General features: G+C 71.5%; 14 protein-coding genes. 3 read left to right on the top strand and 11 right to left on the bottom strand.

Going from position 1 to position 12,918, the window contains the following annotated elements; translation table 11 throughout:
* Positions 1-45 precede the first annotated feature (45 nt).
* Together K377_RS06355 and K377_RS06350 are read right to left on the bottom strand one after the other, a co-directional pair.
* On the bottom strand, positions 46-1,056 hold the full coding sequence (locus tag K377_RS06355) for an aldose epimerase family protein (protein ID WP_111662130.1): 1,011 nt from the start codon (positions 1,054-1,056) through the stop codon (positions 46-48).
* A 31-nt stretch (positions 1,057-1,087) separates the two neighbouring features.
* Positions 1,088-2,008 (bottom strand): SGNH/GDSL hydrolase family protein, encoded by a 921-nt coding sequence (locus K377_RS06350; RefSeq protein ID WP_111662129.1) that lies wholly within the window; start codon positions 2,006-2,008, stop codon positions 1,088-1,090.
* Between the two features lie 291 nt (positions 2,009-2,299).
* Between K377_RS06350 and K377_RS06345 the strand changes: the two genes are divergently transcribed.
* Positions 2,300-2,794, top strand: coding sequence for a DUF3145 domain-containing protein (locus K377_RS06345; RefSeq protein WP_111662128.1), 495 nt, complete (start codon positions 2,300-2,302; stop codon positions 2,792-2,794).
* A gap of 76 nt (positions 2,795-2,870) precedes the next feature.
* Here the strand turns inward: K377_RS06345 and K377_RS06340 are convergent, their stop codons facing one another.
* The 5 genes from K377_RS06340 to fasR form a co-directional block, all read right to left on the bottom strand.
* Positions 2,871-4,142: a beta-ketoacyl synthase gene (locus tag K377_RS06340; RefSeq protein ID WP_111662127.1), complete on the bottom strand. Its 1,272-nt coding sequence runs from the start codon at positions 4,140-4,142 to the stop codon at positions 2,871-2,873.
* An 89-nt stretch (positions 4,143-4,231) separates the two neighbouring features.
* The gene (locus tag K377_RS06335; protein WP_111662126.1) at positions 4,232-4,480 is read right to left on the bottom strand and encodes an acyl carrier protein; all 249 of its coding nucleotides are present in this window, start codon (positions 4,478-4,480) and stop codon (positions 4,232-4,234) included.
* 73 nt (positions 4,481-4,553) lie between these two features.
* A complete protein-coding gene (locus K377_RS06330; RefSeq protein WP_111662125.1) occupies positions 4,554-5,585 on the bottom strand; it encodes a ketoacyl-ACP synthase III in 1,032 nt (343 codons plus the stop codon).
* An 18-nt stretch (positions 5,586-5,603) separates the two neighbouring features.
* Complete coding sequence (locus K377_RS06325; RefSeq protein ID WP_111662124.1) at positions 5,604-6,527, bottom strand: ACP S-malonyltransferase; 924 nt, start codon at positions 6,525-6,527, stop codon at positions 5,604-5,606.
* A gap of 89 nt (positions 6,528-6,616) precedes the next feature.
* Complete coding sequence (gene fasR / locus K377_RS06320; protein WP_111662123.1) at positions 6,617-7,849, bottom strand: fatty acid biosynthesis transcriptional regulator FasR; 1,233 nt, start codon at positions 7,847-7,849, stop codon at positions 6,617-6,619.
* A gap of 94 nt (positions 7,850-7,943) precedes the next feature.
* Between fasR and K377_RS06315 the strand changes: the two genes are divergently transcribed.
* A complete protein-coding gene (locus K377_RS06315; RefSeq protein ID WP_161195049.1) occupies positions 7,944-8,597 on the top strand; it encodes a pirin family protein in 654 nt (217 codons plus the stop codon).
* An 11-nt stretch (positions 8,598-8,608) separates the two neighbouring features.
* Here K377_RS06315 and K377_RS06310 read toward each other — a convergent pair whose 3' ends face one another.
* Positions 8,609-9,418: a serine hydrolase gene (locus K377_RS06310; protein WP_111662121.1), complete on the bottom strand. Its 810-nt coding sequence runs from the start codon at positions 9,416-9,418 to the stop codon at positions 8,609-8,611.
* Positions 9,419-9,433: 15 nt separating this feature from the next.
* On the bottom strand, positions 9,434-9,901 hold the full coding sequence (locus K377_RS06305; protein WP_181512488.1) for a GNAT family N-acetyltransferase: 468 nt from the start codon (positions 9,899-9,901) through the stop codon (positions 9,434-9,436).
* A 96-nt stretch (positions 9,902-9,997) separates the two neighbouring features.
* On the opposite strand from K377_RS06305, the gene K377_RS06300 reads away from it, so the two are divergent.
* Positions 9,998-10,453, top strand: coding sequence for a MerR family transcriptional regulator (locus K377_RS06300; protein ID WP_111662120.1), 456 nt, complete (start codon positions 9,998-10,000; stop codon positions 10,451-10,453).
* Between the two features lie 74 nt (positions 10,454-10,527).
* Here K377_RS06300 and K377_RS06295 read toward each other — a convergent pair whose 3' ends face one another.
* Together K377_RS06295 and K377_RS06290 are read right to left on the bottom strand one after the other, a co-directional pair.
* The gene (locus K377_RS06295) at positions 10,528-11,760 is read right to left on the bottom strand and encodes an acyltransferase (RefSeq protein ID WP_111662119.1); all 1,233 of its coding nucleotides are present in this window, start codon (positions 11,758-11,760) and stop codon (positions 10,528-10,530) included.
* A complete protein-coding gene (locus K377_RS06290) occupies positions 11,757-12,887 on the bottom strand; it encodes an alpha/beta hydrolase (protein ID WP_111662118.1) in 1,131 nt (376 codons plus the stop codon). The genes K377_RS06295 and K377_RS06290 overlap by 4 nt, the downstream gene beginning before the upstream one ends.
* Between the last annotated feature and the right edge of the window lie 31 nt (positions 12,888-12,918).

Here is a 12,918-nt window from a genome sequence, read left to right as displayed (position 1 = left end):
GGGCGGCGGCACCTGACCCCGCCGCCCCTCTCTCCTTTGCAGCCTTCAGCGGGTCCCGAACCCGTACACCGTCTCCGACCGGTACACCTCGCCCGGCCGCAGCACGGTGGACGGGAACTCCGGCCGGTTCGGCGAGTCCGGGAAGTGCTGCGTCTCCAGGGCGATCCCGTCGCCGGGCGCGAACGGCAGCGACGGGTCGAAGTGGTCGGCCGTGTAGAACTGCAGCCCCGGCTCGGTCGTCGCCACGCTCAGCACCCGCCCGGACGCCGGGTCGTACACCTCGGCGACCTCCACGGCCGTCTCTCCGACGCCCTTGTCCAGTACGTAGTTGTGGTCGAACCCGGGCCCGGCCTTCCGGCTCTCCCGCAGGTCGAACGGCGTACCGTCCACCGGCCGCAGCTCCCCGGTCGGAATCAGCGTGTCGTCGACGACGGTCACCCGCCCGGCGTCGATCCGCACCTCGTGCCCGCCCGCCGCGTTCCCCGAACCGGCCCCGCCCAGGTTCCAGTACGTGTGATTGGTGAGGTTCACCGGCGTCGGCGCGTCGGTGACCGCCTCGTACGAGATCCGCAGCGCGCCGCCCGCTTCGAGCGCGTACGTCACCGAGACGTCGAGCCGCCCCGGGTAACCCTCCTCGCCGTCCGGCGACACCCGGCTGAGCCGCACCCCGTGCTCCCCGGCGGGCTCGGCCGCCCACACCCGCTTGTCGAAGCCGCGCTCGCCGCCGTGCAGCGCGTTCGGCGCGTTGTTCGCGGCCAGCCGGTACTCCTGCCCGTCCAGGGTGAAGCGGCCGCCCGCGATCCGGTTCGCGTACCGCCCGACCGCCGCGCCCAAGTACGGCTCGGGGTGAGCCAGATACCCGGCGAGGTCCGGGAAACCGAGCACGATGTCCGCGACACCGCCCGCCCGGTCGGGCACCTCCACCGACTGCACGATGCCCCCGTACGTCAGGACGCGTACCCGCACCCCGTCCCGTTCCAGGACCCATCGGTGGACATCGATCGGGCCGCTCTCGTCGCTGCCGTCGGCCAGGGTGCCGAAGAGTTCACTGCGCATGATCGAGACCCTACGCCCGCGCCCCGGAACTTCAGCCGACAGGCTTCTCGGCGGTCACTCCGCGATACGCGATCTCCGCGAGCCTGGCCTGCCCGTTCACACTCGGATGGAACCAGTCCCACTGGCTCAACTGCCCTTGCCCGAACCGGTAGCCGAAGACGGCGCCGCCGTCGTACCGGCACCGCTTGTCGTCGGCGCACACGTCCTTGAGCACCTTGTTGTACTCCTCCACGCGCTGCTGCACCGCGCTCCGCCGCGCGGTCGCCGCGGCGTCCGTCGCGTCGGGATCGGCCAGCATCGACGAGCAGATGCCCAGCTTCCACACCTGCTTGCCCAGCGGATTCTGCCGCCCCTGCGACCACAGCCGCTTCAGATCCGGCACGCTCATCACGTACACCTGCGCCTTGGGCACGGTCCGCCGCAACTGCCGCAGGGCGTCGCTGAAGTCGGACCGGAAGGCGGCCACGGGCGTCATGGCGTCCACGCTGTTCCGGCACGCGTCGTTGGCCCCGGCCATCACCGTCACCAACTCGGGCTTCTCGGCGGCCGCCCGCGCCATCTGCGCGGGCAGATCCGCCATCCGCGCCCCGGTCCGCGCGTGGTTCCAACTGTGCTTCGCGGCGCCGCTCCTGCCGAGCAGTCGTACGGCGAGACTGTCGACGTCCTTGTCCGTGCCGGTCGCCCAGGACACCTCGGGACAGTCGGACAGCACACCGCACGCGTCGAAGCCCCGGGTGATCGAATCGCCCACGGCGGCAACCGACCGCGGACTGGTGTCCCACGTCGGAGTGGGCTTCGGCGACGGCTTCGTGGCGGACACGGAACCCTCGGGACCGGGGGAGTTGCCCCCCGAACCGCTGCAAGCGGTGAGACCCACGGCACCCAGTGCGACGGCCGTCACGGTGGTGATCGCCGCCCGAACGGCGGTCGACCGATGACGTGGCTTTCGCATCCTGTGGGCCCTCCATGACTGACCGGTGCGTCCCGCCGGGTGAAAGGTCGGCGTTTGCGTGCCCCCGGACCGACAGTACGTCACACTCCTTGCACCGCTGCGCGATAGCCTCGCCACGGGGTCCCCGGTCGACCCGGTGAGACTCCGCTGTACCGGTTCCGCTAAATTACAACACGTCAGATGTGTCCCTTTTTGTCTGGACCTGGTCGGTCCGTACGGTGAGGGAAGAAGGCTCGGCACGGGCGCGAGGCCGCTGGGGAAGGCGACCCTCGACCCACACTGGAGGTCCCGGTGACGACACGTGGAGTTCTGTACGTGCACTCCGCACCGCGCGCGCTGTGCCCGCACGTCGAATGGGCGGTCGCGGGCGTTCTCGGCGCGCGCGTCAGCCTCGACTGGATCCGGCAGCCCGCGGCGCCGGGCACCTGGAGATCGGAGTTCTCCTGGCGCGGAGAGGCCGGCACGGCCGCGAAGCTGGCGTCCGCGCTGCGCGGCTGGCAGCTGCTCCGCTTCGAGGTGACGGCCGAGCCCTGCGCGGCCGCCGAGGGCGAGCGCTACAGCGCCACCCCCGAACTCGGCATCTTCCACGCCGTCACCGGCATCCACGGCGACATCCTCGTCCCGGAGGACCGTCTGCGGGCCGCCCTGGCCCGCTCACAGGCCGGCGAGGCCCCCCTCGAATCAGAACTCGCCCGCCTCCTCGGCAAGCCCTGGGACGACGAACTGGAGCCTTTCCGCTACGCGGGCGAGGGCGCCCCGGTCCGCTGGCTGCATCAGGTGGTCTGACTTCCCGGTTCTGGGTGACGCGAAAAAGTGGGCCCGCCCCGGAAACCCGGGGCGGGCCCACTTTTTCACGTGACGATCAGACCGACCGGAACGCCAGCACCACGTTGTGCCCACCGAACCCGAACGAGTCGTTGAGCGCGGCGATCCGCCCCTCGACCGGCAGCTTCCGCGCCTCGCCGCGCACGATGTCGGCGGCGGCCTCGGCCTCGGGGTCGAGGTTCTCCACGTTGATGGTCGGCGGAGCGAGGCGGTTGTACAGCGCCAGCACCGACGCCACGGTCTCGACACCACCGGCACCACCGAGCAGGTGCCCGGTCATGGACTTGGTGGCGGAGACGGCGAAGTGGTCGGCGTCGTCGCCGAACACCTTGCGCAGCGCCTTGAGCTCGGCCACGTCACCGGCGGGCGTCGAGGTCGCGTGCGCGTTGACGTGCACGATCTCGGCCGGGTCGAGGTCGGTGTTCTCCAGCAGGTTCTGCAGGGCGTGCGCGATGCCGCGGCCCTCCGGCTCCGGCTGCACGATGTCGTGGCTGTCGGCGGAGATGCCCTGGCCGACCGCCTCCGCGTAGACGCGGGCACCGCGCGCGGCGGCGTGCTCGGCGGACTCCAGGACGATGACGCCGGCGCCCTCACCGAGGACGAAGCCGTCGCGGGCGACGTCGTAGGGGCGCGAGGCACCCTCGGGGTCGTCGTTGTTCTTGGACATCGCCATCATGTTGCCGAACGCGGCGATGGGCAGCGGGTGGATGGCCGCCTCGGTGCCACCGCAGATGACGACGTCGGCGCGGCCGGTGCGGATCATCTCGATGCCGTAGCCGATGGCCTCGGCGCCCGAAGCGCAGGCGGAGACCGGCGTGTGCACACCGGCGCGGGCGCCCACGAGCAGGCCCACGTTGGCCGACGGGCCGTTGGGCATCAGCATCGGGACGGTGTGCGGGGAGACGCGGCGGACGCCCTTCTCCTTCAGCACGTCGTACTGGTCGAGCAGCGTGGTGACACCGCCGATGCCGGACGCGATGACGGCGCCGAGCCGGTCGGGGTCGACGCTCTCGTCCTCGCCGGCCTTGGCGGTGAAGCCGGCGTCGGCCCACGCCTCCTTGGCGGCGATGAGGGCGAACTGCGCGGAACGGTCCAGCTTGCGGGCCTGCGGGCGAGGAATGACCTCGCTCGGGTCCACGGCGGCCGGCGCCGCGATACGGACCGCCTGCTCGGCGGCCCACTCCTGCTCGAGGGGCTTGACACCGGAACGTCCGGCGACCAGGCCCTCCCAGGTGGATGTCGCGTCGCCACCCAGCGGTGTGGTTGCGCCGATACCGGTGACGACCACGGTGCGATTGGTCGGGCTCACAGGAATTCTTTCTCCAACGGATGCGAGGGATTCAGCGGCGCCACCGCCGGGTGGCGGAGCGACTGACCTTATGGTCTGAGGCTTGTGGCTCAGGCCTGGTGGTCGAGGATGTACTTCGTGGCGTCGCCGACGGTCTTCAGGTTCTTGACGTCGTCGTCGGGGATCTTGACGTCGAAGCGCTCTTCGGCGGCGACGACGACCTCGACCATGGACAGCGAGTCGACGTCCAGGTCGTCGGTGAAGGACTTGTCCAGCTGGACGTCCTCGGTGGGGATGCCGGCGATCTCGTTGACGATCTCAGCGAGACCGTCGACGATCTCCTTCTCGGTGGCGGCCATTGTGGCGCTCCTTCGGTGTGTTTCCAGAGGGTGTGGCGGTATCTGCACGGATCGAGTGATCCGTACGGGATGCCTAGGGGAGGGTAACGACCGTGGCGGCGTAAACGAGACCCGCCCCGAAGCCGATGACGAGCGCGGTGTCGCCGCTCTTCGCTTCGCCGGTCGCCAGGAGCCGCTCCATCGCGAGCGGGATCGAGGCGGCCGAGGTATTGCCGGTGGTGCGGACGTCGCGGGCGACCGTGACGTGCTCCGGCAGTTTGAGAGTCTTCACCATCGAGTCGATGATCCGCTCGTTGGCCTGGTGGGGAATGAAGACATCCAGGTCGTCCGGGCTGATTCCGGCCGCGTCCAGCGCCTGCTGGGCGACCTTCGCCATCTCGAACACGGCCCAGCGGAACACCGCCTGGCCCTCCTGCGTGATCGCAGGGAACTTGACGTTGCCCTCGGAGTCCAGGGGCAGCTGCGAGACGTCGCCGACGGCGTACTTGTCCCACGACACGGTCTGCTTGATGGTGCCGGCCTTGTCGCCCTCGGAGCCCCACACGGTCGGGCCGATCGCGGGCTCCTGGGACGGGCCGACGATCACGGCGCCGGCGCCGTCACCGAACAGGAAGGCCGTCGCGCGGTCCTCCAGGTCGGTCAGGTCGGAGAGCCGCTCCACGCCGATGACGAGCACGTACTCGGCGCTGCCCTCGACGATCATGCCCTTGGCGAGGGTGAGGCCGTAGCCGAAGCCCGCGCAGCCGGCGGAGATGTCGAACGCCGCGGCCTTCTGCGTGCCCAGCTTGTCCGCGATCTCGGTGGCGATGGCCGGGGTCTGCGCGAAGTGCGAGACGGTCGACACGACGACGGCGCCGACCTGCTCGGGAGCGATGCCCGCGTCCGCGATGGCCTTGCCGGACGCCTCGATGGACATCATCGCGACGGTCTCCTCGTCACCGGCCCAGTGGCGGGTGGAGATGCCGGAGCGCGAGCGGATCCACTCGTCGGAGGAGTCGATCTTCTCGAGGATCACCTCGTTCGGCACGACCCGCGTCGGCCGGTAGCCGCCGACACCGAGGATGCGCGCGTACGGGGCGCCCTTACTGGGCTTGATCTTCGACATGCTGCTCGGATCTCCTTCTCAGGCCGTTGCTTCGGATGCTTCGGCGATCAGGGCGCGGGCCGCGTCGAGGTCGTCGGGGGTCTTCAGGGCGAGGGTCTTGACGCCGGGCAGCGCGCGCTTGGCGATGCCGGTGAGGGTGCCGCCCGGGCACACCTCGATCAGCGCGGTGACGCCGAGCGCCTGGAACGTCTCCATGCACAGGTCCCAGCGGACCGGGTTCGCGACCTGGCCGACCAGGCGGGAGACCACCTCGGCGCCGCCGTCGACCGTCTTCCCGTCCTTGTTCGAGACGTACGTGACCGTGGGGTCGGCCGGGGCCAGCTCCTTGGCGGCCTCCTCCAGCGTCGCCACGGCCGGGGCCATGTGCCGGGTGTGGAACGCGCCGGCCACCTTCAGCGGCACCACGCGGCGCACGCCCTCGGGCTTGTCGGCGTCCAGCGCGGCCAGCTCCTCAAGGGTGCCGGCGGCCACGATCTGGCCCGCGCCGTTCACGTTCGCCGGGGTGAGGCCCAGCTTCTCCAGGTGCGGGACGGTCACCTCGGGGTCGCCGCCGAGCAGCGCCGACATGCCGGTCTCGGTGATCTTGGCGGCCTCGGCCATCGCCAGGCCACGCGTGCGGACGAGTCGCAGGGCGGCCTCGTCGTCGAGGACACCGGCGAACGCGGCCGCGGTGATCTCGCCGACGCTGTGCCCCGCGACGGCGCCCGGCGTGACGTCGCCGAGCGCGGCGGCGGACAGCAGACCGGCCGCGACGAGCAGCGGCTGGGCCACGGCGGTGTCGCGGATCGCGTCGGCGTCGGCCTGGGTGCCGTAGTGGGCCAGGTCGAGTCCGATGGCGTCGGACCACGCGGCGACGCGGTCGGCGGCGCCGGGGAGGTCGAGCCAGGGAGTCAGGAAGCCGGGCGTCTGAGCGCCTTGGCCGGGAGCGACGAGTACGAGCACTCTCACACTCTCTCTTGTGGACGGTGCGGGCCGCCCGTGGGGACAGGGACGAAGAACCGAAGACGGAATTGTAGGCCCCCGACAAAAGCCTACGACTGGAGATCCCCGTCGGCGAGACGCCCCAGGATGAGCGCGATGCGCAAGGTGAATGCCGACCGGACGTCCGACGGGGACCAGCCGGTGACGTCGGTCACACGTCGGAGCCGGTAGCGGACGGTGTTCGGGTGGACGAAGAGCATCCGCGCGGCGCCCTCCAGGCTGCTTGCCTGCTCCAGGTAGACACTGAGTGTCTCGAGGAGAGCCGAGCCCGCTTCCTCCAACGGTCTGTAGATCTCCTCCACCAATTGCTCACGGGCGGACGGGTCGCCCGCGATCGCGCGCTCGGGAAGCAGATCGTCCGCGAGGACCGGGCGCGGCGCGTCCTGCCAGGCACCGCACGCCTTGAGCCCGGCGGCCGCGGCCTGCGCGGACCGGGTGGCGGCGAGCAGGTCGGGGACGACGGGCCCGGCGACCACGGGCCCGGCCGCGAACGGCCCGATCAACGATTTCGCCACCGCCAGCGGATTGTCGCTGCCGCCCGCGATGACCACGAGCCGGTCCCCGAGGACCCCGGTGAGGACCTGCAGCTTGGCGTGGCGGGAGGCCCGCCGGATCGCCTCGACGGTCAGCTCGCTGTCCCCGTCGGGGGCGGTGCCGAGCACGACGCAGACATGCTCGGGAGAGTTCCAGCCGAGGGCCGCGGCGCGGCTGACGGCGCCCTCGTCGGCCTCCCCGGACAGCACGGCGTTCACGACGAGCGATTCGAGGCGCGCGTCCCAGGCGCCCCGCGCCTCGGCCGCCTGTGCGTACACCTGGGCGGTCGCGAAGGCGATCTCCCGCGCGTACACGAGCAGCGCCTCGCGCAGCACGCTCTCGTCGCCGGGCGCGGCCACCTCGTCGATGGCCGATTCCATGACCTCGATCGTGGTGCGCACCATCTCCACGGTCTGGCGCAGCGTGATGGCCCGCGTCAGCTCCCGGGGCGCGGTGCCGAACACATCGGTCGAGATCGCCTGCGGGGCGTCGGGGTGCCGGAACCACTCGGTGAACGCGGCGATACCGGCCTGCGCCACGAGCCCGATCCACGACCGGTTCTCCGGCGGCATGGCCCGGTACCAGGGCAGCGTCTCGTCCATGCGCGTGATGGCCTGCGCGGCCAGCGCCCCGGACGACTTCTCCAGACGCTTCAGGGTCGCCGAGTGCGGATGAGGGACCGCGTGGACGTCCGGGTGGCGGTCCGCGGGGTCGTTCGCTGAGGGCTGCGCTGATTCCGATTGGGGCACGGGGACAAGACTGCCTTATCGGAACGGCCCAGCGGAGTGGAGGGTCCGACGAGAGCGGGACCGAGGCCGGGAAAGGACGGCTACCGTGGAGTATGTGATTGATGTACGTCGCTCCGGCGACCGCTACGCAGGAGGCGAGCCCGGGGCCGGGATCACCTCCCGCCACGCGTTCTCCTTCGGCCCGCACTACGACCCGGACAATCTGCGCTTCGGCGCCGTCCTCGCCTGCAACGAGGAACAGCTGGCTCCCGGCGCGGGCTTCGACGAACACCCGCACAGCCACACCGAGATCGTCACCTGGGTCGTCACCGGCGAACTCACCCACCGGGACAGCACCGGCAAGGTGTCGGTCGTGCGCCCCGGCGACGTCCAGCGGCTCAGCTCCGGCGGCGGCGTCCGCCACGTCGAGCGCAACGACGGCACCGAGCCCCTGACCTTCCTCCAGATGTGGCTGGCCCCCCGCGACCCCGGCGGCGAGCCCTCCTACGAGGTGGTGCGCGGCATCGCCGACTCCACCCCGTACGACGTCCCCGAGGCCGGAGCCATGCTCCACGTCCGGCGCCTGACCACCGGCGAACGCACCGAACTGCCCACCGCCCCGCACGTCTACCTGCACGTGGCGCAGGGCGACGTGCACCTCGGCGACGCCGAACTCTCCCCGGGCGACGCGGCCCGCATCACTGACGAGACCGGCCTGGAACTCCTGGCCGCGACGGACACCCAACTGCTCATCTGGGAGATGGGCTGAGGGCTCAGGTCTCAGAGCTCCGCGCGCACCGCGTCGGTGAACTGCGGCCACACCTCGGCCGCCCACGGCCCGAACGCCCGGTCCGTCAGCGCCACACAGGCCGCCCCGGCATCCGGATCCACCCACAGGAACGTCCCCGACTGCCCGAAGTGGCCGAACGTCCGCGGCGACGACGAACTCCCCGTCCAGTGCGGCGACTTGTGGTCCCGGATCTCGAAGCCGAGCCCCCAGTCGTTCGGATTCTGGTGCCCGTACCCCGGCAGCACCCCCTTCGTCCCCGGATACTGCACCGTCATCGCCTCGGCCACGGTGCGCGGGTCGAGCAGCCGCGGCGCCTGCACCTCGGCGGCGAACCGCGCCAGGTCGTCCACCGTCGACACCCCGTCCTTGGCGGGCGAGCCGTCCAGCGTGGTCGCGGTCATCCCCAGCGGTTCGAGCACGGCCTGCCGCAGATACTCGGCGAACGGGATGTCCGTCGCCTTCCCGATGTGATCCCCGAGCACCTCGAACCCGGCGTTCGAGTACAGCCGCCGCGCCCCCGGCTCCGAGGTCACCCTGTGCTCGTCGAAGGCCAGCCCACTGGTGTGCGCCAGCAGGTGCCGCACCGTCGAACCCTCCGGCCCGGCCGGCTCGTCGAGCTCGATCGCCCCCTCCTCGTACGCGACCAGCGCCGCGTAGGCCGCCAACGGCTTGGTGACCGAGGCCAACGGGAAACAGTGGCCTGTGGGCCCGTGCGCCCCCAGCACGGCACCGTCCGCACGGACGACGGCTGCGGCGGCGGTCGGGACCGGCCAGTTCTCGATCAACGCGAGGCTCTGCATGCCTCCGAGCCTAATTCAGAGCGTCAGTCTCATCGCGGGCGCCGGAGTGCGGGCGAAGCCGAGGGAGGTGTACAGCGGCTCGCCGTCCGCCGTCGCCAGCAGCTCGACCCGGCGCACGTCACGCTCCTTGTAGCAGGCCAGCAGCGCTTCCACGCAGGCGCGCGAGTAGCCCCGCCGCCTGTGGTCCGGATCGGTGCACACATTGAAGAGGTGCGCCGAGACACCGGACGGGTTGCCCGGGCCGCCCAGCCCGCGCTGGATCACCCCGGCCGCACACGCGGCGAGCCGACCCGAACCGCTCGGATCATCGACGACGAACGCCGTCAACTCACCTCTTTCATAAGCCAGTTGAACCCGCAGCTCCTCCAGCGCCGGCTGCTGCCAGGCCACGTCGTCGCTCGGCCTCATCGAGTCGAGCATGATCTTGCGCAGGCGCACCAGTTCCTCGGCGTCCTCGGGGACCGCACGGCGGGCAGACGTCATGATCGAAACCGTAGCCAGGGCGCCGTCCCGCTGTCCTCCGGATTTCTCCCCGATCTGCTTGCCTGGAGTGCACTCCAAGGTTCTAGCGTGGTGCCCATGACGGTGATGGAGACCACGCCCGCACCCGCCCAGGCCGGGGTCGACGCCTGCAGAGCGGCCCCCGAAGCGCATCCACGTCCGAACGGTCAGGACCGCTACACCATCAGCGAGGTCTCGGCCGCCACCGGCCTGACCGCACACACCCTGCGCTGGTACGAGCGGATCGGCCTGATGCCCGACATCGACCGCTCGCACACCGGCCAGCGCCGCTACAGCAACCACGACCTGGACTGGCTCGCCTTCGTCAACAAGCTCCGCCTCACCGGCATGCCGGTCGCCGACATGGTCCGCTACGCCGAACTCGTGCGCCTCGGCGACCACACCTTCGACGAGCGCCGGGAACTCCTCGAATCGACCCGCCGCGACGTCCTGCACCGCATGGCAGAACTCCAGGACACCCTGGCCGTGCTGGACCACAAGATCACCTTCTATGCGGGTGCCGGCTCGGCCTAGTCCGGCCCTGGTCCTGGCCCTGGTCCGATCTGGTCCGGACACGGGCCGGGCGGGACCGGTGAGCGCCGGGCCCCTCATGCCAGCCCCAGGGCGAACACCGTGAACCCCGCGGCCAGCAGCCCGGCCAGCGCCCGGCGCCCTCCGCGCGCCCGCTTCCACGGAGACTCGAAGCCCCGCGCATAGCGGCCGGTCAGAGCGAGCACCACCGCGAACAGCGGCAGCCACGCCAGGCGGACCGCTATCCAGGCGAGCGTGTCGGGCGGCGTGGTGAGCCCCGGTACCGCGCCGGCGAACGAGGCCGCCGGGACCGCCGCCGTGAGCATCGCCGTCTGGTGCCAGCACAGGATGGTCATCGCCGACAGGTTGATCACCACGACCGGTGCCCACAGCGCGGGCCGCCGAAGCAGCCCACCGATGCGGTCCCGCAGCAGGATCGCGGCGCCGCACTGCGCGGCTCCCAGGGCCAGCACCAGAAGCGACGGCGGATGCGAGTTCGTCCGTGCCTCGCCCGGGACGCCGACCATGGACGCCGGGTAGTGGAAGGCGAGGAGCAGCAGCGCGAACAGGACCGTACCGCCGGTCAGCAGGAACCAGGCACCGCGCCGGCCGAGTCTCTTCTCTCCCCAGCTGACGCCCAGTTGATAGGCGAACATCCAGCCCGGGAGCAGATTCAGCAGGCTCAGCCAGGACGGCATGGCGGACGCGGCGGGCCCGTACCGCAGGAAGTCGACGAGCGCGACCGAGCCGAGCAGCGGCGCCGCCGACCAAGCCCCGAACCGTCGCGCGGCCCGGACGCACCAGGGGGTGAGCGCGGTGATCACCGCGTAGACCCCGACGAACCACAGCGGCTGTATCACCAGCGTGGAACCGGTGCGCAGCGTCTGCCAGGGCACACCGAGCCCATGGAGCACCGGGATCAACGCCGCCCAGACCGCCGTCACGCCCAGCACCGGCCGGCCCAGTCGGGCGAGTCTGCCGCGCAACCACTCGGCCCGCGACGTGCCGCGCTCCCGCGCCCGGCGGAACGAGAGTGCCGAGGCGTAGCCCCCGACCAGGAAGAAGATGCCGAGCATCTGCAGCACCCAGCTCAGCGGGGCGAAGAAGCCGAAGGCGGACAGCGGGCTGGCGTTGTGCAGCGCGCCCTGGGGGTCGAGGGTGAAGCCGCCGAGGAGCCAGTGGCCGATCGGGACGGCGAGCAGCGCCAGGGCCCGCAGCCCGTCCACCGCCCGGTCCCGGTGGGCCGGAGTCCTGGCGTCGATCGCGGCGACCGCCCGGGAGGCGGAGGTCCGCAGCGAGATGAGCGTCATGACGCGCCTCCCAGGGCGATGTCGGTGAAGGCGCGCAGGGAGTCGGTGCCGGGCTCGAAATAGCCGGTGTGGCCCTCGGCCTTCTCGGCGGGAATGTGCCGGGCGCCGAACGAGGAGGAGGTCGGGTCCGCACCGTGGCCGAGGCCGAACAGCTCGACATTCGGCACCTTGGCGATCCAGTCGCTGTCGTCGCGCGCCGCCCACACGCGCGCCCGGGTGTGCAGATCGGCCACGCTGTCCGCGCGCATTCCCGGCGAGGCGAACACCACCACGTCCGACGCGGGGAGCCGCGATGCGGCGAGCCCGCACACCACCGAGCCGTAGCTGTGACAGAACACGGCCGGTCTGGGCGCGCCCACGGCGGTGAGGCCCTGCACGAAACGGGCCAGCCGGGGAGCTCCGGCCTCGGCGAGCCGGCCCGTGGCTGCGTCGGGGCCCAGCCCCACCGGAGTGGTGTAGCCGACCCACGCCACCACCGCGGTCTGCGCGTCCGTCGCCCGATACAGGGCCCGAGCCATCCCCGTGGGGGTCCCGTACGGATCCCTGGCCCGGTCGAACGAGTCCAGGTCGATGTCCGACCCTGGCACGATCACCGACACGTGCCGAGCCGCGCCCAGGTCGCCGTACACCTCGGCGACCTGGCCCCGGCCGCGTGGATCGAACGCGAGGATGCGGCGCTCCGGTGCGAGCAGTTCCCCGCAGCGCTCCGCACGGGCACGGGCACTCGACCGCTCCTGCTCCGTGCGCGAGGGGTCCTCCGCGACGCCGAGGGCCCGGGTGTGCTCGGCCCGCAGCGCCCGCGCGTTCGCCTCGTAGCGCAAGGAGATCGGCACGCCGTCCAGATTGCCGACGACCGTGGGATGCCGGACGGCCAGCTCTTGCTGCTCGGCGCTGCTCAACCCTCTGAAGAAGGAGGCGACTTGAGCAGGACGTGCCGTCGCCGGGTCCGGCAGCGTGAGGTGCAGTGCGTGGTCGGCGCGCCAGGACGCCGTACCCGGCGGCGGGCCGGTGAGCGGACGCTGCTCGTGTGCCGAGGCCCACCCCGCGGTACCGGTGATCACCGTCGTCGTGAGCGCGGCGGCGACCAGAGTGCGCCGGCCGCGACGCTTCCATGAGCTGAGGACCATCGTCCGTCTCCCCCTCGTTCGTCGGCTTGAC

The organism is Streptomyces sp. PsTaAH-137, assembly GCF_003259365.1.
In the GTDB taxonomy this organism is placed as follows: domain Bacteria; phylum Actinomycetota; class Actinomycetes; order Streptomycetales; family Streptomycetaceae; genus Streptomyces.
This window is presented reverse-complemented; position numbering and strand designations above follow the sequence as displayed.